At 37.1% G+C, this 20696-nt stretch carries 21 protein-coding genes and 2 pseudogenes; 8 read left to right on the top strand and 15 right to left on the bottom strand.

Going from position 1 to position 20696, the window contains the following annotated elements; all coding sequences use genetic code 11:
- Positions 1 to 26: 26 nt before the first annotated feature.
- On the bottom strand, positions 27 to 1979 hold the full coding sequence (locus tag V6D42_RS16615) for a BglG family transcription antiterminator (protein ID WP_333513974.1): 1953 nt from the start codon (positions 1977 to 1979) through the stop codon (positions 27 to 29).
- A gap of 452 nt (positions 1980 to 2431) precedes the next feature.
- Here V6D42_RS16615 and V6D42_RS16620 point away from each other — a divergent pair, with 452 nt between their 5' ends.
- Positions 2432 to 2890 carry a GNAT family N-acetyltransferase gene (locus V6D42_RS16620; protein WP_333513975.1) on the top strand — a complete coding sequence of 153 codons (459 nt, stop codon included), beginning with the start codon at positions 2432 to 2434 and terminating at the stop codon, positions 2888 to 2890.
- Between the two features lie 139 nt (positions 2891 to 3029).
- Here V6D42_RS16620 and V6D42_RS16625 read toward each other — a convergent pair whose 3' ends face one another.
- The 5 genes and pseudogenes from V6D42_RS16625 to pdxR form a co-directional block, all read right to left on the bottom strand.
- Positions 3030 to 3794 carry a Vgb family protein gene (locus V6D42_RS16625; protein ID WP_333514092.1) on the bottom strand — a complete coding sequence of 255 codons (765 nt, stop codon included), beginning with the start codon at positions 3792 to 3794 and terminating at the stop codon, positions 3030 to 3032.
- A 185-nt stretch (positions 3795 to 3979) separates the two neighbouring features.
- A complete protein-coding gene (locus V6D42_RS16630; protein ID WP_333513976.1) occupies positions 3980 to 4852 on the bottom strand; it encodes a YitT family protein in 873 nt (290 codons plus the stop codon).
- Positions 4853 to 5362: 510 nt separating this feature from the next.
- A complete protein-coding gene (locus V6D42_RS16635; protein ID WP_333513977.1) occupies positions 5363 to 5776 on the bottom strand; it encodes an ArsI/CadI family heavy metal resistance metalloenzyme in 414 nt (137 codons plus the stop codon).
- Between the two features lie 64 nt (positions 5777 to 5840).
- Positions 5841 to 6150: pseudogene (locus V6D42_RS16640) on the bottom strand (ArsR/SmtB family transcription factor).
- Between the two features lie 208 nt (positions 6151 to 6358).
- On the bottom strand, positions 6359 to 7750 hold the full coding sequence (gene pdxR / locus V6D42_RS16645) for a MocR-like pyridoxine biosynthesis transcription factor PdxR (protein WP_333513978.1): 1392 nt from the start codon (positions 7748 to 7750) through the stop codon (positions 6359 to 6361).
- A gap of 154 nt (positions 7751 to 7904) precedes the next feature.
- On the opposite strand from pdxR, the gene V6D42_RS16650 reads away from it, so the two are divergent.
- Positions 7905 to 8768 carry a DMT family transporter gene (locus tag V6D42_RS16650; protein WP_333513979.1) on the top strand — a complete coding sequence of 288 codons (864 nt, stop codon included), beginning with the start codon at positions 7905 to 7907 and terminating at the stop codon, positions 8766 to 8768.
- Positions 8769 to 9144: 376 nt separating this feature from the next.
- Here the strand turns inward: V6D42_RS16650 and V6D42_RS16655 are convergent, their stop codons facing one another.
- On the bottom strand, positions 9145 to 9777 hold the full coding sequence (locus tag V6D42_RS16655; protein WP_333513980.1) for a type 1 glutamine amidotransferase family protein: 633 nt from the start codon (positions 9775 to 9777) through the stop codon (positions 9145 to 9147).
- Between the two features lie 489 nt (positions 9778 to 10266).
- Here V6D42_RS16655 and V6D42_RS16660 point away from each other — a divergent pair, with 489 nt between their 5' ends.
- Positions 10267 to 11157, top strand: a complete 891-nt coding sequence (locus tag V6D42_RS16660) for a DMT family transporter (RefSeq protein ID WP_333513981.1) — start codon at positions 10267 to 10269, stop codon at positions 11155 to 11157.
- Positions 11158 to 11328: 171 nt separating this feature from the next.
- Here V6D42_RS16660 and V6D42_RS16665 read toward each other — a convergent pair.
- The 4 genes and pseudogenes from V6D42_RS16665 to V6D42_RS16680 all read right to left on the bottom strand — a co-directional run.
- A pseudogene (locus tag V6D42_RS16665) lies at positions 11329 to 11502 on the bottom strand (MFS transporter); the annotation flags it as partial.
- A 17-nt stretch (positions 11503 to 11519) separates the two neighbouring features.
- Positions 11520 to 12143, bottom strand: a complete 624-nt coding sequence (locus tag V6D42_RS16670) for an FMN-binding negative transcriptional regulator (protein ID WP_333513982.1) — start codon at positions 12141 to 12143, stop codon at positions 11520 to 11522.
- 23 nt (positions 12144 to 12166) lie between these two features.
- Positions 12167 to 12685 carry a GNAT family N-acetyltransferase gene (locus V6D42_RS16675; RefSeq protein WP_333513983.1) on the bottom strand — a complete coding sequence of 173 codons (519 nt, stop codon included), beginning with the start codon at positions 12683 to 12685 and terminating at the stop codon, positions 12167 to 12169.
- Positions 12686 to 12708: 23 nt separating this feature from the next.
- Complete coding sequence (locus V6D42_RS16680) at positions 12709 to 13161, bottom strand: MarR family winged helix-turn-helix transcriptional regulator (RefSeq protein ID WP_333513984.1); 453 nt, start codon at positions 13159 to 13161, stop codon at positions 12709 to 12711.
- Between the two features lie 114 nt (positions 13162 to 13275).
- On the opposite strand from V6D42_RS16680, the gene V6D42_RS16685 reads away from it, so the two are divergent.
- The 3 genes from V6D42_RS16685 to V6D42_RS16695 all read left to right on the top strand — a co-directional run bounded on the left by V6D42_RS16685 (position 13276) and on the right by V6D42_RS16695 (position 14940).
- Positions 13276 to 13920, top strand: coding sequence for a YczE/YyaS/YitT family protein (locus V6D42_RS16685; RefSeq protein WP_333513985.1), 645 nt, complete (start codon positions 13276 to 13278; stop codon positions 13918 to 13920).
- A 182-nt stretch (positions 13921 to 14102) separates the two neighbouring features.
- A complete protein-coding gene (locus tag V6D42_RS16690; RefSeq protein WP_333513986.1) occupies positions 14103 to 14228 on the top strand; it encodes a hypothetical protein in 126 nt (41 codons plus the stop codon).
- A gap of 4 nt (positions 14229 to 14232) precedes the next feature.
- Entirely contained in the window at positions 14233 to 14940 is a 708-nt protein-coding gene (locus tag V6D42_RS16695; protein ID WP_333513987.1) for a hypothetical protein, read from the top strand.
- A 202-nt stretch (positions 14941 to 15142) separates the two neighbouring features.
- Here the strand turns inward: V6D42_RS16695 and V6D42_RS16700 are convergent, their stop codons facing one another.
- The 3 genes from V6D42_RS16700 to V6D42_RS16710 form a co-directional block, all read right to left on the bottom strand.
- The gene (locus tag V6D42_RS16700; protein ID WP_333513988.1) at positions 15143 to 15736 is read right to left on the bottom strand and encodes a YdeI/OmpD-associated family protein; all 594 of its coding nucleotides are present in this window, start codon (positions 15734 to 15736) and stop codon (positions 15143 to 15145) included.
- Positions 15737 to 16245: 509 nt separating this feature from the next.
- The gene (locus tag V6D42_RS16705) at positions 16246 to 16719 is read right to left on the bottom strand and encodes a hypothetical protein (protein ID WP_333513989.1); all 474 of its coding nucleotides are present in this window, start codon (positions 16717 to 16719) and stop codon (positions 16246 to 16248) included.
- 276 nt (positions 16720 to 16995) lie between these two features.
- Entirely contained in the window at positions 16996 to 17373 is a 378-nt protein-coding gene (locus V6D42_RS16710) for a hypothetical protein (RefSeq protein ID WP_333513990.1), read from the bottom strand.
- Between the two features lie 453 nt (positions 17374 to 17826).
- On the opposite strand from V6D42_RS16710, the gene V6D42_RS16715 reads away from it, so the two are divergent.
- Both V6D42_RS16715 and V6D42_RS16720 read left to right on the top strand, forming a co-directional pair.
- A complete protein-coding gene (locus V6D42_RS16715; protein ID WP_193660144.1) occupies positions 17827 to 18210 on the top strand; it encodes a VOC family protein in 384 nt (127 codons plus the stop codon).
- 362 nt (positions 18211 to 18572) lie between these two features.
- Positions 18573 to 19034, top strand: a complete 462-nt coding sequence (locus tag V6D42_RS16720) for a CarD family transcriptional regulator (RefSeq protein ID WP_326139668.1) — start codon at positions 18573 to 18575, stop codon at positions 19032 to 19034.
- Positions 19035 to 19976: 942 nt separating this feature from the next.
- Here the strand turns inward: V6D42_RS16720 and cspC are convergent.
- The gene (gene cspC / locus V6D42_RS16725) at positions 19977 to 20180 is read right to left on the bottom strand and encodes a cold shock protein CspC (RefSeq protein ID WP_010333137.1); all 204 of its coding nucleotides are present in this window, start codon (positions 20178 to 20180) and stop codon (positions 19977 to 19979) included.
- Positions 20181 to 20696: the final 516 nt, after the last annotated feature.

Genomic DNA, 20696 nt, shown 5'->3' on the forward strand with positions numbered 1-20696 from the left:
AAAAGCAGGGCATCGAAGCCCCGCTTTTAATAATCCAAATAAGATAAAAATCTCATAACATTTGTTTCCTTCGTCAGCTTATGAATGAATGCCGGCTGCTCACTCAGATATGACAGTTCATGGAACAATTGCTTTGTCATGTTTTGATCCTCGTGTTTGACAGCCAGCATAAAGACGAGTGACACTTTTTCGGCCCCCCAATCAAGCGGCTCTTTTAATGTGGCAATCGCAATCGCTGATTGTTTAATCAATTTAGAGTTTGCATGAGGAATCGCAATGCCAGCTCCAATGTTTGTCGCCGACATTTTTTCTCTCATCACAGCATGAATGGCATACTCCTTTTCCACATAGCCTTTCTCGTATAAGACCATTGCCATTTGCTCAATCAGCTTGTAGCGATGAACTGACTCTTGCTGCAAAAAAACTAAGAAAGGAGTCGTATTATTCAGCATCTTAAACGTTTTTTGTATTTGGCGTTGCGATACGTCAACCTGATCCATAAATGCACTTAGTTTCTTCTCATCAGAAGGCTCCAACAGCGGTGATACAACAATATGAGGAATCGGCACATGTTCCAACGCTATCGTGGAAATGACAAGATCTATGTCCCCATGCTTTGTTGTGTAATCTGCTAAATCAGCTTTTGCAATACAGGCCTTCACCGCGATTTGATGAAATTTCCGTTCAATTTTTGTTCGCAGCAATTGTGACATTCCAATGCCCATGTGGCAGACGATGATTGCCTTTTTACGCTTCTCGCTGCTGTGGTGCAAACGTTCGACCGCAGCTTGAAAATGCAATGTCAGATAAGCGGCCTCTTCCTCAGGAATAGAAAGAGCAAACGTTTGATTGATGTCTTCCAGAACGTCAATGATCATATGAAACAGATAAGGGTACATTTTTTTTATATCATTAAGCATTGGATTTGATACAGAAAGATCGTAATTCAGCCGGTTTAGCACTGTATTGAGATGGATGTTCAATCCGTTGATCAAATCCTGATCACTATGAAAATCAAGCATTTTTAGCTCTGATACACGATCGATTAAATGCCGCACAACCATGGGAAGCAAGGGATTTTCCAGAACCTTTTTCTCTTCTCCCTGAGCTCGAAAACGAACTTTTCCGCCGAGTATATGCAGCGTTACATACACGGCTTCTTCTTTAGGGAAGCGGATGGCAAAAACCGCTTCCAGCCGTTTTAAACATGTCATTGCCCACTGATATTCTTTCTTCTTTTCTACTGCTGCCATTTCTGTTGGCGAAATCGAGATGGGCTGCTTCATTTTGATTCGGCGTATCATCAGCAATGTATGCAATAATAAATTCTCGAACGTTTCATCTGTGAAATAGATAGAATGGTGCTTTTGCAATGTTTTGAATTCATTCGCCACAAATTTCACTTCATGACTTAAGAACTTGCTTTTGATAAATTGACTTGTAAACTCTGGATTATCAATCAAATCAGAGATTCTGGCTAAGGCTTTTCTTTTATTTCTTTCATTTCCCTCAATCTTTAAACCGAGCCGCTGCTTTGACACCAATTTGAGATCAAATCGCTTCAGCCACTTTTCAATTTCATGCAAATCCCTTTTGATGGAAGACTTATTCAAAAAATGCTGAGCGGCAATTTCTTTTGCTGACACATGTTTTGGGTTCATTAATAATTGATAAGCGATTTGCAGAATTCTTTCTTCATCGGACTGCTGCTTTGAGCCAAAATGTTCAGTACCTAATTGTTGAGTTAACCGGGCCCTTTCATATTCTTCTATATTTAAATAGACACCTAATCCTGGTTTGCGAATGAGCTGAGCAGGAGAATGTTCATGCAGATAACCTTCGATCGTTTTCAGATCATTCCTGATCGTTTTTTCAGAACACTTTACCCTGTCGGCGAAATCTTGCACGACTAAATAATCATCAGGTTCAGATAACAACAGATACAAAATGTCTTTTTGTCTAGTATTCATGTATCTCATCTGTTTTTCTATCCTTCCTGTGTTTCACTCAAATGATGTACGATAGTATAAGTATACTACAAGAGAAACCGCTTACATTATAAAGTAAAATACATGCGCTAAAAGTTTCGTTTTTTACCGAAACTTCCGGAAAAATTGGATTTATGCTCAGAAAATTCACCTGTTCATCATTAAAAAGAAGATGCCCACCATAAAAGAATGTTCAGGACAAGCTTCAATTGAGATGAATTTTATTAGGTAAAATTAATTTATGAAAGAGCACCTAGTGTACCGCAAGACTCAAAAAAAGCAGCTCCTCAGCTGCCGCGACAAACATATGAAAAATTGTAAAGTAAGGGGATTCACTACAGAACTATTGTTTTTTATAAGACTACATGATGTCGATGAAAGCGTAACAATTGATCTGAAAAGCTTCTGTCCTTTTCAGATAAACAGATAAAAGGAGAATGAAGATGAATATTGAGATAAAGGCGGTAACTGAAGAGAATCGTGAATCTATTCTGTCTCTTCATGTTCACAAGAGCCAAATATCATATATAGAATCAACCAAGCAATGTCTAGAGGATGCATCAGAATGTCAGTATTATAAACCTGCTGGACTTTATTACGAAGGGGAGTTAGTCGGTTTTGCTATGTATGGATGGTTTCCTGAGTTTGATGAAGAAAATAAAAGCGGCAGAGTGTGGCTTGACCGATTTTTCATTGACGAGTGTTTTCAAGGTCAAGGGTTAGGGAGCATGATGCTTGAAGCTCTTATTCATCACCTTGCTGAGCTATATACATGTAACAGAATTTATTTAAGCATTTTTGAGAACAATATACATGCTTTGCGCCTGTATCAAAAATTCGGTTTTACATTTAATGGCGAGCTCGATTATAACGGCGAGAAGGTCATGGTAAAAGAGCTATAAGTACTTAATTTTTTGAAAATCTATGTTGATGAAACCTCAGTTTCAGTTAATGTACCATTATTTCAGGGAGATGAAAAAGCATACAATGTTCTTGGTATGCTTTTTAGATCATGCATGTTCTTAGACTAAACCTCAATGTTTATTTCAGAAAGCGTAAATTTCCGATTTTATTACACTCTAATGCGAACCATACGCAGCCTTCTTTGTCACAGCCAATTCCGTGAGGTTCGCCATTAGGGGTTTGGATTGTATATTCTTCAAAGGTTCTCTCTTTCGTGAACCTTCCTATTTTATTTGCTCCCCATTCAGTGAACCATAAATCCGATTCGACTCCCGCAGCAATAGCATGAGGCCGGGCATTTGGTGTAGGAATATCATATTCCTTTATTTCGCCGGACATCGTGATCCTTCCTATTTTATTTCCCATTATTTCTGTAAACCAAAGGTCACCATCATTTCCGTTTGCAAGACCGACTGGTGCTGCTCCCGATGTAGGGATTGGGTATTCCGTTATTTCTCCTGAGCCGGTTATCTTGCCGATCGCATTGTTTTGGTTTTCAGTGAACCAAAGTGAGTCATCGGGCCCCAACGTAATAAAAGAAGGATAGGATTCTTCATTCGGCAGTTCGTATTCATGAATCACCCCTTCTGCTGTCAATCTCCCTATGCGATTTCCATTCATTTCAGTAAACCAAATATCACCTATTGAAGATATGGTCAAACACAGCACTCGTGCATCAGGAGTTGGAACAATACATTCTTTGATTGTTCCATCTTGATGAAGACAACTGATTTTATTTGCTTTATGTTGAGTAAACCATACATTTCCTTCACGAGAGACCGCTATCCCATAAGGACCAGAATCCGCGTGTGACATATCTATTTCTTGCAGTTCAATATTCAGATAAATCCCCTCGTTTAAGCATAACCTGATACAAAAAAGCCTCCTATTCTCATTATACGAGACAGGAGGCAATGGAATTCCAGTACAGATTTTCTGACCGAATGACAAAAACAATTTAATATAAAATTTCTGAGACTTACTTTAAAAGCGGTATCTCGCTTTTGGGTTAGACGTTGTGTTTTTCTCTAATGACTCGTATGTCTTCTAAAATTACTGCCCTTCACTTCAGCTACGTCATATACGGTAACAAAGGCATTTTTATCAATTTCATTAATAATTTCCTTTAGTTTTGTTTCTTCCAGGCGGTTGATGACACATGTGATTTCTTTAAATTTCTCGTGGGAAAAACCGCCATAAGCTTCTTTATAAGTAGCACTTCGACCTAACTGATCACGTATTGTCTCTACCATTAATTCAGGCTGGGTTGAAATAATTTGAAAGGTTTTAGAACCACTTAAGCCTTCCTCAACGATATGTATGACTTTAGACGCAATATAGTAAGCAATGACTGACAGTAATGCCCCTTGAAAGCCAAATACAATGGATACAAAAATAAACACAAAAAGGTTTAAGAATAAAATGAGATCGCTCGTTCCAAATGGCAATTTTCGAGATAGCAGCACAGCGAGCATATCAATTCCATCCAATGCGCCGCCATTACGTAAGGCCAACCCCATTCCCAATCCAAGGATAATCCCGCCAACAACGGTTATTAACAAGGTATCCCCCTCTATGATGGCTGGAGTGTGGTGGAAAAACATTGTACCAGCGGCAAGTGATACGATTCCGATAATGGATAATAATGCAAAGTCTTTCCCGATTTGCTTATATCCTAACCAGACAAACGGGATATTTAAAGCTGCAATAAGGACCCCTAATGGCAAATCAAACAGCTGTGAACCAACGATACTAAGGCCTGTCACCCCTCCATCAGACACACTGTTTGGAATCAATACGGTTTCCAGTCCATATGCCGCTATAATTCCTCCAATAATAACCATTATGACTTGCAGTATCCTTTTTATTTTAATATGCTTTTGTTTTTTGTTCGTATTCATATCATTCCTCGTTTCGAATATTTAATCTTATTTAAATATACCATAATAGAGTTATTTGTACTAAAGACCATATTCAGAAGGTATATGTATATTTCCCAATAGTAAACCAATAAATGAATTCCTCTAATAAGTTCCAGAACTTGCTTCTACATGTTCATAACCCGGCCGACTTCTTCCCTTGGGATGCAAAGTATAAGTCGAAAAGAAATTCTGAAAAAACGGTAAACGATCAAAAAAGCCACAAAAAAGGGAGAAAATATCCTAATATTTCTGCGAATCGTTGTTTTATAGACTTCTTCATTGTTGGTCGCTTCATTTGCCTCAAGTCGAACCGCCCCTAGGTGAAGCTGAGGATATAAAAATGATGAAAAAAAGAAAGGTAAAAAAGAGCAACAAGTGCTGCTCCCTTTTACTATGCTCAGCTAAGCGAGCTTAACGTTTATGTTTAGCCACTCATCGGTTTTGCCTAGCCGGCGGAAATTTTGACCTTCATCTAAATGAATAACGCTTTTACTCAGGTGTTACACAACAAGAAGGAGAATTTTGTTTTTGGTCATCATTATTCGGCTTGGTATAGAAAAACTCCCATTCATTTCCGTCGGGATCTGTAACCCAGAATTTATCTTGGACTGCATAACAGCATGTTGTATTCATTTCCTTACGTGCAAAAAAGCCTTCTTTTTCAAGCCGCTCCTTATGTCTCAACACTTCATCTACACTATCGACTTGGAATCCAAAATGATTCACTTGGTTCCCTTGTACCTGATCACGAACATTCAACGTAAAATTCAATCCCGGTTTATCTAACAGAAACTTTGCATAGTCTGTTTTTACGTTTACAGGTTTCACTCCAAAAACTTTTTCATAGAATGTGATCGATTCCCCTAAATTGGTTACATTCACTCCTACATGAACATACATCATAATAATTCCCCCTTTATTGATATTCATCAAGAAATATTGATTTAATGGTTAAAATGTAACCGCATCATCCCTCCCTGCTCTTTCTAAATACACAACAAACCTCTTCTGACAGTAATTGATTGAACACAGGATTATTTACATCATAATAGCTCCATGTTCCCTTAACTTCTTTAGTAATTAAGTTCGCGTCCAGCAATATTTTAAGATGATAAGAAAGCTTTGATTGAGTCATATCAAAGATCTCAGTCAAATCACAAACACAGGTTTTTCCTCTTTGACAAAGTTCATACATGATCTCTAACCGTTTTTGATCTGCTAGAGCTTTAAATTTTTTTCTCATAATTCTGAAGCAGTTCTAATTTCGTATCATTCATCATATCACCTCTTAAATCAATTTTTTTTGATATATTGATTATAATCATAAATTTTCATGAAATTCAATAAAATGAATCAATTTTTTTTGATGAAAGGCAAAATACAAAAGCCGTTTTCGTATGATTTTTCCGCCAACATTGTTCATCGCCGTCACTCGTTCTTTTATTCAACCTGAAGGAATTTCAAATGGCAAACCTGAAAGCTCCCTTATATCTCCCAAGCAGCTTTCAGCTTTTTTATGCCTTCTCGTATGTTGACTTCTGAAACCCCTGCAAATCCAAGTGAAACCGTTTTTGTAGGAGGATGTTTTTGATAAGAAAGTGAAACAGGATAAATTCTCACTCCATATTCCTTTGCCTTCTCAATTAATTCTTTTTCACTGAAGGGCAAGAAAACGTCTAGTAAGATACGAAGTCCAGAATTTTCCCCGCGAATCCTGACGTGTTTTCCTAATTCTCTTTGCACAGTCTCTAATAAAATAGCCCTTTTCTTTCGGTATAGCTTTCTCATTCTGTTGATGTGTTTTTGCCACTCTCCATTTTTTATAAATTGAGCCAGCGTCAGCTGACTGTGGCAAGACACTGTTTGCTTATATAAAGAAGTGATGTCATGGCCTTTTTCCAAAAGAGGCGAAGGGAGAATCATATAACTGATACGCAGCGAAGGAAGAAGAGATTTAGAAAAGGTGCCCATATAAATGACACGGTTATGCTGGTCAAGCCCTTGCAAGGAGGGGACCGGCTGTCCTGTGTATCTAAATTCTCCGTCATAATCGTCCTCTATGATGAATGATTGATTGTCTGCCGCCCATTTGAGCAGCTGCATTCTTCTGTTAATTGTCATGATTGTCCCCAGCGTAAATTGGTGAGAAGGCGTGACATAAACAAGGGTTGGCTGGTGTTCTTTGATCTTCTGTATACAAATTCCTTCATCGCCGACCGGTATTGGAACGATCTTCATACGATTGCCTTCAAAAATCTTCCGAGCTCTTGGATAACCCGGATCCTCATATCCTATGAAAATATTCGGTTCAAAAACCTGGCACAAGATTTGCAGAAGAAAAGGGTTCCCGGCCCCTATGATCACTTGTTCAGGGACACAATGAACTCCGCGTGATTGATACAGGTACTCTGCAATAAGTGTTCTCAGCTCAAGCTCCCCTAAAGCATTTCCCGGCCGATAAAGCTCTTGGCCGTATTGGTCTAAACTATTGACCATACTTTTTCGCCAAGCGGAAAAAGGGAAGTGAGAAGAATCTACATTTCCATAGTGAAAATCAATCCATTGTTCATTTTTCTGCGCATTTTGTCTCGCTGGTGATGTGCTAAGCATTTTACTATGGACAAAATCAGCATCATTATAATCAGCAAACCATCCGCTTCTTGGCTTGCTCACAATATAGCCTTCAGCAGCAAGCTGTTCATAGGCACGCTCAACAGTCGTTTGACTGATGGAAAGCTGACTCGCAAGGAGCCTCTTTGATGGCAGTTTCATTCCTTTTTGAATACGCCCTTGATGCATGTTTTCTTTGAAATACTGATAAAGCTGCTGATAAAGCGGAATATCCAGATTTCTATTTAAAAAAGGTGTGATATCCATTTGCTCGTTTCCCCTAACTGGTATGCATTTTTTTATGAAAACTGGCTGTTTTTAAAAGGTCAATTACAGTTTATAGTCATTGTAATCCTTAAATACAGGTTTTGACAGAGAAGAAATGATCTTGTGAGAAGAACATTTTATGGAGTGATTGTAAATGAACAAAGCAACAAATGGCTGGATGAATGGTTTTATCGGGGTGCTCATTTTCAGCGGCTCGCTGCCTGCGACCCGCTTGGCTGCGGCGGACTTCGATCCGTTGTTCCTCACCGTATGCCGCGCTGCGATAGCTGGTGTACTGGCTGGAGCGCTCCTTTTCATCTTCCGGCAGCAGCGACCTGCCAAAGGTGACATAACTGCGCTATTGGTGGTAGCGTTCGGCGTGGTGGCCGGTTTCCCGTTGCTGACAGCCTTGGCGCTTCAGTATGTCACATCCGCCCATGCCATTGTTTTCATTGGACTACTTCCGCTCGCGACGGCGATCTTCGGCGTACTTCGCGGAGGGGAACGCCCTCGGCCAGCCTTCTGGATTTTCTCAGCTGCAGGCAGCTTACTAGTAGCAGGATTCGCCCTCATCCAAGGCGGAGTATCCTCCCCGATCGGCGACGCGTACATGCTGGCTTCTATCGTCGTATGCGGACTCGGTTATGCAGAAGGGGCCCGGCTCTCACGGCGGCTGGGAAACTGGCAGGTGATCTCTTGGGCTCTCGTTCTGTCGCTTCCTCTTATGCTGCCATTGTCATTCTATTTTACGCCGGACTCATGGTCGGGCGTCGGCGTTCCTGCACTGCTCAGTCTTGCGTATGTATCTTTATTCAGTATGCTGATTGGCTTCGTGTTCTGGTATCGGGGTCTCGCCCAAGGCGGTATTGCGGCGGTTGGACAGCTGCAGCTCCTCCAGCCCTTCTTTGGACTGCTGCTTGCCTCAGTGATTCTGCACGAGAAAGTGGGCTGGGCACTCGTAGCCGTGAATATCGCCGTTATATTGTGCGTGGCAGCTGCTCGGCGATTCGCAAAGTAAGATAGACTATGCAAAAACGGGGAAAACCTTTGTTTATCCCGTTTTACTTTAACTGAATGTTGTAACAAGTGGAACAAAAAGGAAAAAAACTCAAAATCTAAGAGAACATTAAAAGATACCAGGGGTCTACAACCCTTGGTATCTTTGTTTCGGCCGAGGGACTTGAACCTTCATGGATTATTCACCTACTAGCCCCCTAAATCAATGCTTATTTTTTTTACACTCCGTAGTAGTGGTGTTATGGGCATGTATGCCACATAACAATGGAGGTGGAGAAACCTAAATGTTTTCGGGTTAAGTGGCTTGTTTTTATTACAATACATCAATTGTTATTAAAATAAGTTTGTCATCGAAAAACTCAGTTGAATGATTTCGATCATCTCTCTATTGAATTCATTAATTGGTAGAAGTATTCAGGCTGATGAGTCTTATTGAGGTTATACCATGAATATAATGTATCTCGCGCAAATACATCTAATTTTTTCAGTACTTCCATCGCAAATTCCAGAGGAGCTACTCCTGATGCAGTAATCAAATTCTCATCTGATACCGCAGGCTCCCTCTCATAAAATGTTTCTCCTTTATAATGAGGGCAGACCATTTTAAGATACGCTACATCATTGCTTGTATGCTTTCTAGAATCTAGGTATCCCATATTCGCGAGGCCCTCCGTTGCACCGCAAATTGCAGCAACAATAGTGCCAAGTTCTAAAGCTTCGCCAACTTTTTTCAAGATAGGCTGATGAATATCTTCTCCCCAAGTATTCCCTCCAGGTAAAATGAAAAGATCTTTATTCTCAAGGGTACACTCATCAACAGAAATATCTGGTTTTATGCTCAGACCTCCCATCGTAGTAATCATTTCTTGATTAGCTCCTACTGTAACTACTTTTAAAGGTGCTGCATCTTTTTTGAAATATCTTCCTGAGTTTAGTTCAGCAATCAAATATCCATATTCCCAATCTGACATTGTATTACATACATAAAGATAAACTTTTTTCGTTTGCATCCAATCACACTCCGATCCTATTGATATAGCCTATTATAATATGATAAAAGTAAATAAGTTTTATTTTTGTATATCTGAAAAATCAATGCAGAAATAGTTGCTTACTCCGGAAAAGAGACCTTTAGCAGAAACGTTCTGCAACAAGGGTTCCTCTTTGTGTGGGGTTTCGGAAAGAGTTATTATCCAATTGAAGTTATATTATGAGCCGTAATCAAATATGAAACATTCATATCTTTCAAGAAAAAATTTCATGTATAATCTAGTTATAACTATCTTTTCGTCATATCCAGTTTTTTAAAAATACGAATATAAATAGGAGGATTCGCATGCTACACTCAAATACAACTCTATACACTTGGAAGCCATTTTCAACTTCACCGCCACCGCCGTTTACTCCAGCTGTTGAATCAGCAGTGAATAAGCTTATATATAAAACAGATTAAGAATCTGCGAAATATAAGCTGTTTCGCAGATTCGAAGGAGTAGACAATGAAATCTAAGATTCAGTTTATATTATCAATGATCATATTCGGCACAATGGGTTTAGTTGTAAGATACATTGATTTGTCTTCGAGTGAAACAGCTTTACTAAGCAGTTCAATTGGATGTCTATTTTTAATAGTCGTGTTCATGATGATGAAGAAAACCATTCCATGGAAATTAGTTAAAGCGAATGCTTATATCTTATTTCTTTCCGGTATTGCATTAGGAGGAAATTGGATCTTTCTTTATCAATCGTACGATCATACAACACTTACTAATGCAACACTAGGGTATTACTTTGCACCTGTGTTTGTCATGATCCTCTCACCATTTGTCCTTAAGGAACAATTATCTGTCAAAAAAATGGTTTGTATTGGTGTAGCGATCATAGGCATGGTTTTAATTGTTGGAAATGGCATAAGTGCATCTGGAACAGATGACCTGCTTGGGATCTTCTTTGGATTAGTTGCGGCTGCATTTTACGCTGCATTGATGTTACTAAATAAATGTATACACCGCATGGGCAGGTTGGAGATTACAATCATCCAACTTGGATTAACAGCATTCCTGCTCTTGCCATATGTGTTTTTCACAGAAGGATTCGGTATCTTTGGAGTATCTAGATCATCCGTTCCTTTTATCATCATTTTAGGGATTGTAAACACTGGGATTGGATTTTGGTTATTTTTCTCGGGTATGCAAAAATTAAAAGGACAGAGTATTGCTATGCTAAGCTATGTAGACCCATTTGTAGCTATATTAATTTCTGCCATTATCCTGCAAGAACAAATGACCATTGTTCAAATGCTAGGTGGCGCACTCCTTCTAGGCTCAACATTTGTTAGCGAGAATAAATCAATCACATTTTCCAAAACAATTAAAGAAAACATCAGCTAAGTAACGGACAAAACAGTGGGAAGCATTTGTGACCCGCTGTTTTGCTTCTTTTGTTTGGAACTTGACCCAAACTAGGTGCTGATTATTTCTATTACTATTGTCACTTGTTAAACCTGATGAGATATTAATAGGAAATGCTCTACGTGAAGTGCATAAAAAAATAGATTAGAATCAATCACTCCGAGATAGCAGGGCATAACTTGTATTAAAGATCAACAACCCCGAAAGAGCCCCGCCAGAAGCACCCGCTAATGGAATAAAAACATCAAGTGTTCCTTGAACTTTCACACAAGTTGAAGGCTCTGTAGAATCAAAAATTTGATTACTATTGATTAATCCAAAGTTCGCTAATAAAAGTGGACTTATATTTCATCTTTTAATCGCTTTTCCATCAGTTCTACCATTTGTTTTGAATTTGAATCTCCTTCATTTCGTAATTGATCAATGATATTCATATAATCCTTTTCATTTCGGTTCTGACTTAATTTATAGGAAGCCTGAATTTCTCCCACCTTCATCTTAAATCCGACAATACCTTTCAGTTGACTTTCTAAGAGCTGAGGAGAAAGCTTATCCCATAAAACTGGATTCTTACGGTGTTTTTCATATTTTTGCAGCAACATTGTCAGGTCATGTTTTAACTCTTCTTCGTTCAAAATGATGGCTGTACCGTAGACATGTACGGCTTGATAGTTCCACGTTGGGACATTTTCCTTTTCATACCAAGAGGAAGAGATATAAGCGTGCGGTCCCTGAAACATAACAAGCACATCTTCACAGGTTTCAAATGTTCTCCATTGAGGATTCCCATAAGCAATATGCCCCGTAATATAGTAAGTATCTCCCTCTTTCATTAACTGCAATGGCAAATGGGTGGCAATTGGTTTCCCTTGTGCTGTTGTGACAATTGTGCCAAATGAGTTGTTTTGAACAAAGTCCCAAATGTCATCAACATTTGTCACCTTATAGTATTTTGGAATATACATATAAACCCGCCTTTCATAAAAAGTTATACGAGTGTTTTGATCATGATAAAGTCTATTTGTTCTTCATCACCCATATAAAAAGAGTGGGTTCCAGTTTGGACAAACCCCATTTTTTCATAAAAAGCAATAGCATTTTCATTTTTTTCCCATACGCCTAGCCAGATTTTCTTTTTATTAGATTCCAGCGCCATTTCCACAGCTTTATTGAACAGATGTTTCCCAAGACCATGTTTTTGAAATTTGTTCTTGATATAAATCCTCTCGATTTCTAGCGATTCATCACCCATTTCTTCAGACTGAGCCTCGTTGGTATTGATCTTTAAATATCCAGCGACTTCATGATTCAAATAAACAAAATAGAATTGTGAAGAGGTATTGGATAATTCCTTTTCCAATTGTTTAGAATGAAATGCACGTTCCAAATAAGCTTTCATATTCTCTGGTGAATTTTGATCTTTGAATGTATCATTGAACGTTTCAACACTTATTTCTTGGAGTATTTTTAAATCTTCATGGCTGCACTTTTTTAGTTTTATACTCATGCTCATATATGCTCCTTTTAAAATTAATAATCTCTCTTGTTCCCCTTTTTTACATATTCCCAGTCAACTTCTACATTTTTTCTGATTCTTTGAAGAAGGTCAAAAATGGTTTCTGCTTCTTTTTCAGAAAACCCCGCTAATGCGACACTATTCGAATGATTATTTTCTCTTTTTATAACGGGAAACACATCTTTCCCTTTTTCTGTTGGAAAGAGCTTTTTTATCTTTTTGTTATGTTCATCATCCATCTTTTTAATAAAACCATTCATTTCAAGCTTTTTTATGGCACGAGCTGCGGTTGTTCGGTCTACTTTAATCATTTCAGCTAACTTTTCTTGAATGATTCCTGGGTTTTCACATATTCGGACAAGGTACAAATACTGCCCTTTTGTGAGGTTATATTCTTTAAATTCTATATTGCTTATCGAATCTAATGCCCTGGCAATCATTCCGATTTCGCGAAGAATTTCCTTCATCATGACCTCCTTAGTACATATCTTTGTTGCAAATACAACAAAGATGCCATATATTGAATATAAATTAACTTTGTTGTATTTGCAATAAAATGAACAAAAAAGAGGTCGAGTACAGTGAAATATATTGTTTATGTATTAGGAATTTTCATTTTAACCCTTGGTATTTCTTTCACTATCCAATCAAACCTTGGAACTTCACCCTTTGATGCAGTTGTTGTAGGACTGTCTAAAAATGTGGGGCTTACAGTGGGAAGCTGGGAAATCATAATAGCGTTCATATTGATATGCTATAATTCAATTTTAAATAGACAAAGACCGGAAGTTTTGGGGATATTAACAGCATTTATAACGGGGATTGGCATTGATATGTGGCTTTTTTTATTGCACAATTTGTTAACACCTGACCTATGGTACAGCAAAGTGATTTGTTTTGGAATCGGCTTAGTTGTTATAGGATTAGGAACTGCAACCTATTTGCACACAAATTTTGCACCGATTCCAGTTGACCGATTAACATTCATCATAAAAGAATTAACCAGAACAAATATCTTTTTTTCGAGAACATTCATTTACCTCTTATTCTTGATAGCTGCCATGATTTTAAATGGGCCAGTTGGCGTCGGGACTTTATTAACCGTTTGTTTAGGAGGAATAATCCTTAATTTCTTTATGCCATTTACAGAACAAATATTAGACCGCATATTAACACACTCTAGTACATCACCAAATGATGAAATAAATAAAAAGCATTCAATATAATTGATAAGATAGGGGATTACTCAATGAAATGCCACCCGTATATCGTGTGGTCATCATTTCAAAAAGCTGTCGAGATTTACTCGATTGATCTAGCATTCGTTCCCTGTCCTATAATTTTTTCGAACTTTCATTTCTATTCCATGGTAATATTAGGTATAACTAACTGAAAGGATTGGACAATGATGGTATCTGAAGCTACGTCTTTATTTTCTGAAGCTAAAAACCGAAAAAAAAATTATAAAAAACTGAAAAATCAACTGATTAATCCTAGAAGAGCATGTAAGGCTGTTGATGATGGTGAGGAATGAAATAATGAAGAAACTGAGAAATATTTTTTATTGTAATGCTGTCCTGATGCTGCTCGTCTTATTGCTCGTTGGATGTATGGGCGGTAAGGAAGAAAAATCAAATAATGATCCTTCATTACAATCTGAAGAAAATAATAATGAAACTGAAACTGAAGATAACAATCAAATAAGCAAGGATGAATCAGAAACAACAACGGCATGGGAAGAATCCGTTACAAATGATTCAAATAAAAATGCTTCAAAAGAATCCTCAACAGATGAATCACAAGAAACCTCTTCAGAAGAAATAAGAAATGAAGAGAAAAGCCAAAAAGACAATGTATTAGCGGAATATCCCTCTGAGAAAATCGAATATGCCAGAGTTTGGTTGCAGCTAGGAGCAAATCAAGAGATTGATGAATTGAATGTGCGACATATTTCGGCTGGCGAACCAATCAATCCAAATGATGACACCAGTGCTCGCTATCCGGAAGATGTTATCCAGTTAGCAGGCTCTCGTTTAGTGGATGGCTCGGTAACCTATAGCGGTAATGGCGATGGCACGATTAAAGTATACAATGTTCCTTTACGCTGGGATTCCTCTGATGATATAAGTAAAGGCGTAATGCGGGAAGTGACTGAGAATATAATAAAAAATACAGAAACAGTGTACGTTGATACAGGAGACAGTGAAAAAATTAAGCGCCTCATTGATATAATGGCTATCCATTAATCAGTCATCGTTTTATTCACGAAAATGCCAAATAAAATATGGGGCGGTTCTTTCATACTTTGAACCGCCCCTCTGTATTTTTTTGTGACACAAGAAATACCAAGGAACCCAAAATTCTTGGTATTGCCTTCATCCTTCAATGCTTCTTTCATGACAGATTCATAGAAATCTCACCTAGCAAAATGCCTTCCTCACGAATATACTAATCCTTTAATCCCTTTCCATCGAGAATTTTCTTCATATATTTTTCAATTCTTGACTCTCGAGTTTTGGGTTGTTTGGCTTGAGAAAAATAAAGAATGTATGCTCTTTGCCGTCCCGGGGTCAATGCTTCAAAAGCCGTTTTCAAAGCAGGAAATTCATCGAATTTATTTTGAAGTTCTTCTGGAATGATGTATTCCGTATTCTTTTTAACATTCACTTCCAAACCGGCTTTTTCAACTTCAATGGCTTCCTTTATATAGGCTTTCAAGATGGGTTCCATATCAGCTATTTCCTGAACATTGGTGAACCGAATCTGGCGCGCCGCCTGTACATTCTCCGTTTGTTGGATGAGAATCCCATGGGCATCCTGCAACAAGGCGCCTTTGTGGAACAGAAGCGCACAATATTCTTTAAATCCATGTATTAAAACGATGTTTTTTTTATTAAACGTATAGCAAGGATGCATCCACTTAAATTCTTCAGTCAGCTCACAATCAAGAACGATATTTCTCAACCGCTCATATTCTTCCTTCCACTTTTCAGCTTTACTTAAAAATTCATCAACCTTAGGATTCGTTCTACGATTTGTCATTAGGGTCCCCCTCTTTTCCAAACAGTTTGCTTTTTCATTACGTTAACTTCACCGGTTTGATCGTACTTTCCTCTAACAATTTTTTAGGCTCTTCACCTATTTAGATATCACGCTCTTGATTTTTCTTCCTTCATTCCTTCCACTTAATTGAGCACTTATATGATGTCCTGTCAATTTTATCTTTGACATCACCGTATTTGTTTTATTCTCCTATCATCAATTATATAGGTTCCGTCTAAATCATGTATTCAATAAATTAAGATAAAGTATATGCAACATTGAAAAAGACTCGGACGCTTTTATAACAACGACAATAGATGTTTTTGTTTCCTCAACAAACAAAGAGAAACTGCTGACCGTTTAAATGACTTACATTAGGTAAGTGGGCAGTAGACAATTTCAAAACAAGCACAAAAAAAATACCAAGGTAGTCAAAACCCTTGGTATCATTGATGTTTACTTAGGAACAACCATCAGTTAAGGTAAAAAATTAAGATTAAACAAGAGCATTATCCTAAACTTAAAATTCTTTTTATTACATTAGGAATAACAAATGAACGTTTGATTTCTTTATTTACTTGAATAATGTCTTTTTGTGTTTTCCCATTCTCTTCCCAAGTGACGTCTACCTGATAATTATTGGTCGTATTTGGTGGATCTGCCATTATCGCTACTGCTATTTCTTTCGCATTCTTTGGTTCATCTGTTGCGTCACCTGATGCCTCAACAACACCATTTTCCTTAAACATAACCTCTTTTACTGAAAACTCAGAATCCCTTTTCCATGTAATATGAACCGCCCATAAGTCTTGCCTTGCAAGATCTATGTCTTTTTCAGGAGAATAGATAACACTCCATTTTCCATCTTTTGAATTCCCCTTCAATATAGGAGGTTGGTGGGTGCCAGCATAAATAAACCATGCTAAAAAAACTAGCAGTGCAACAGAAACAATACTTACTAAAATAAGCTTACTTTTTTTCACTTTTAACTCCAATCTTTATATATAATATATAGGATATAAACTTATTATATTCTAATATGAATAATTAGTAGTAACATTAGGATATAAACTCATAGAAAAGATTGGAAAATGAAGGTTTTTGAAGCAGAATCTTTGCTATAAGAAAAGCATTGGAGGCTGTTGGTGATTTGCATGACAATGAGTTCCAAGGAGCATAAGCATTTTATCACGATCATGTGAGTGTCACTGATCAATGAAAGGCCTCTTTCCTCGATATTAGCGATAAGCTTTTCATTATTAAGATTTAACTTCTTTATTCCTACCAATTAATAAGGTTACTACAACACTTGTTATACTGACTAAAGTTCCTGCAATAGAAACAAGAATTGTCAAAAAGCCATTGGGAATAAGAAATCCAATTGGAATCATCCCCAGAAAAGTGAAAACGATAAAGCACTGATATACTCCAGATATTATTCTTACAACCATGTTACCAAAAAAGGACATGGCTAATGGAGGGATGAATAAAAAGACAACGATCCCAATGGATATCATTAAGATCATAGGCTCATCAAATGAAATGACATTATCTCCAGGGGAATTTTTAGCAGCCACTAGTATAACAACTATAGACATAATCAGTGTAAGTAAAACCAGAAGAAATCTTTTTAACATTATTATGACTCCTTTTTTTATACATGTACCTATAAACGGGCATCCTATTTATCACTCCTTACTATTAATACATAAATTTACATATTAGTAAATAACCATATGAAATGAGTAGAAGTTGAGTTTCATCATTAGAAAAAAATACCCCCTCTAATATGTTGAATTTCACTGAGTATTTCTTATCATGACTTTTATCGATAATAAAACCCTCTTCCCTAAAGTATTTCAAATCAACATAATTTTGTCATTTAGCTCCAACATAAGTTAAAGTAAATAAAGTCTTTGTTAGGAAGCTTCGTTTTAATACGCTCTTAAGTTTTGAGTGCACGATTTCCCTAATTCATGTAGGAATACATTTGTTTCATGACACTCGGAACAGGACTTCTGACAAATGTGTGGGTTGTTTGCTTGCAGCCAGTACCATGCGTCATACATATCAAAGGAGGCAAAAACAGTATGAAAATCATTGTTACCAGTATATTCGTACAAGACCAAGACAAGGCACTGGCGTTTTATACAGAAAAACTGGGGTTTGTAAAAAAGGAGGACGTTCCCATGGGTAAATTCAGGTGGATAACGCTTGTTTCTCAAGATGATCAAGAAGGAACCGAGCTTTTACTCGAACCAAATGAACATCCTGCCGCTAAGGAGTATCAAAAGAAGATATTCGCCGAGGGCTTCCCAGCAACAATGTTTGGCGTTACAGATATTCAAAAAGAGTCCAAACGATTAAAGGAAAAAGGCGTGACGTTCACTATGGAGCCGACAAAAATGGGAGAAGTCACAATAGCTGTATTCGACGATACATGCGGCAACCTTATTCAGATCATACAGAAGTAACTTCAGGACGAGGAGTAAACACATGGTCTACTCCTTGACTAAATTTGTGCCCATATTAGACCAGCAAACATGTCATTGATGCCAAGTCTTGAATTCCTAAAGGAGATTTCATAACACATTTTCAATGAAAAACTGATCTATGTTAAATCGGCGAGGTTTCAGGATATACACGGACCAATTGACATTTCCTTTATTGGGAATACGACACGTTCCCTATTGTTTTGATGTTGTTTTTGCTCGATTTGATTTTTTTCAAAAAGTTATTGACAATAAAAATATTATCATGTTATTATTAAATATTTGATATTATACCTTCATATGTGGTAAGCTTAAAAAGGTTACCATATATGGAGGTGGATGATATGTTTCAAATTGGCGATAACATTGTTTATCCAATGCACGGAGCAGGAATAATTGAAGCCATTGAAGAAAAAGAATTTTTAGAGGAAAAACAACAGTATTATGTCATAAAAATGTCAATCAGTAATATGACAGTTATGATTCCGACGCGTAAAATATTGAGTTCAAGTATACGACCAGTTACTGATATACTTGCTTTAAAACGTATTATACACATTTTTAAGCATGGAGAATCAGATCGGTTACTGCCTTGGAAACAGAGGTATCAAGTAAACACGAACAAAATAAAAACGGGTGAAATACAAGAAGGCGCTGAAGTTGTACGTGATTTAATGCGTATGAAGAAAGAAAAAGCACTTAATTCAAGCGAAAAAAAAATGTTGGATAATGCATATGAATTTTTGATTAGTGAACTGGAAGTAATTAAAGGAATCACTGAAAATCAAATAAAAAGTTTCTGTTAAAGTTAATTATAGAAAATGTATGGCATTCCAATAAACATCCTGAATTTTTCAGAATGTTATGATCAAATGTAGTCATTTCAGACGTTCTACTTCTTCAACGTACTTTTAGAACATTAACCTCTTTTGTTATCCCTACAAACTAATTCATTTTTATTATTTAAATTTCTTCTACAAACATTTGAAGTTTTATCAAAAAACTCGATAAATTAGTCACTTGATTTTTGTAATCCTGATTCACACTGGCACGGACAAGGAGCCGTAAGGATGGAAGAGAGGTAGGGCTTTCATCGTGTTAGGAATAGCTAAGTGATTATTTCTAGAAAAAATCAATCAATCTCCCCTCTATTTTTAAGAATTTCTTATATCCACTGCGACAGTGAATTGTGATTGTTTATTTTCTTTTCATAAAAGAGATACGCGGGTTGGTAACATCTAAATATATGGTCAACGTAAAAATATTGCTGAGTCTTATGAAATGTTATTTTAATTTCAAGAATACCTAAAAAAAGGATGATTCTTTACAAAAGGGATGGTCCTTTTTGTTCACCGTTGATAATAAGAGAATATACATAAACTTCTTCTGATGTGATGGATTAAAGGAAGGAGAGTGTCGGAATTATCATCATGGATGACTCCCGTTTAGCGTGGCACTTTTGGCGGTTGGTACAAGACACATAGCGTTGGCCTATGATTTTTAAAATCCTGATAAGATGCAGGTGTGTTTGAAAAGAAATAAATAACCTATATACATTACCGCATATTGTCAATCCATTATGTTATACTTGTAAAGAAACCTTTGAAGCGTTAAATCTTTTTTCAATTACCTTGTACCATCTCCCTACTCACACGTTGAGTAGGGTTTTTTATTGAGTTTTAGTATTATAGAGAACGCAAAAAAACAGGCTCTTATATTAAGAGCCTGTTTTTATAAACGAGTTAAGATTAAGAAGCTTTTTGAACGTTAGCAGCTTGAGCTCCACGAGCACCTTGCTCAACGTCAAATGTTACTTTTTGACCTTCGTCTAACGATTTGAATCCGTCACCTTGGATTGCAGAGAAATGTACGAATACGTCGTCTCCATTTTCACGTTCGATAAATCCAAAACCTTTTTCTGCATTAAACCATTTAACTGTACCTTGTTCCATTTTTGTAGCCTCCTAGTGTGTTACCACACATTTAATTACTATCCCTGCCCAAAGTATCATCAAGACGAAAAGTCAATATTCATACTATCCTTTACACGAACAAAAATAATCTTTCTTTATCATAGCACGATTCGGAAATAATTGCAATTAAATATTATCGTTTTCATCATGCATATTTGATAAAGATTGGATTCTGTGCAGAAGCGTAAGCTAAATAGAAAATGTCAATAATCCCGCATCCAATTTATAACATGGTCTAAGACGGCTTATTTATATCTACGGTTTGAAACCCCAAAATTTTTTTAAAAAAGTTCAGCTGTTTCTTGTTCAAGTGCAAGATATTCTTTTAAAAACAGGGCTGTTCACTAGTAAAGCTTTGTTTCTGCAGATGTCTCCAAACTGTCATTCATTGTTTAGCCTGTTCAATTCGTATTAATGGTCTCAATCAATCAATGTTCACGGTCTAAATCAACCGATCTCCACCGGTTTTGAAAAAAGGAAGAATAGTATGTACTT

The organism is Bacillus sp. 0909A (assembly GCF_036765115.1).
Classification (GTDB): Bacteria; Bacillota; Bacilli; order Bacillales; family Bacillaceae; genus Bacillus; species Bacillus mojavensis.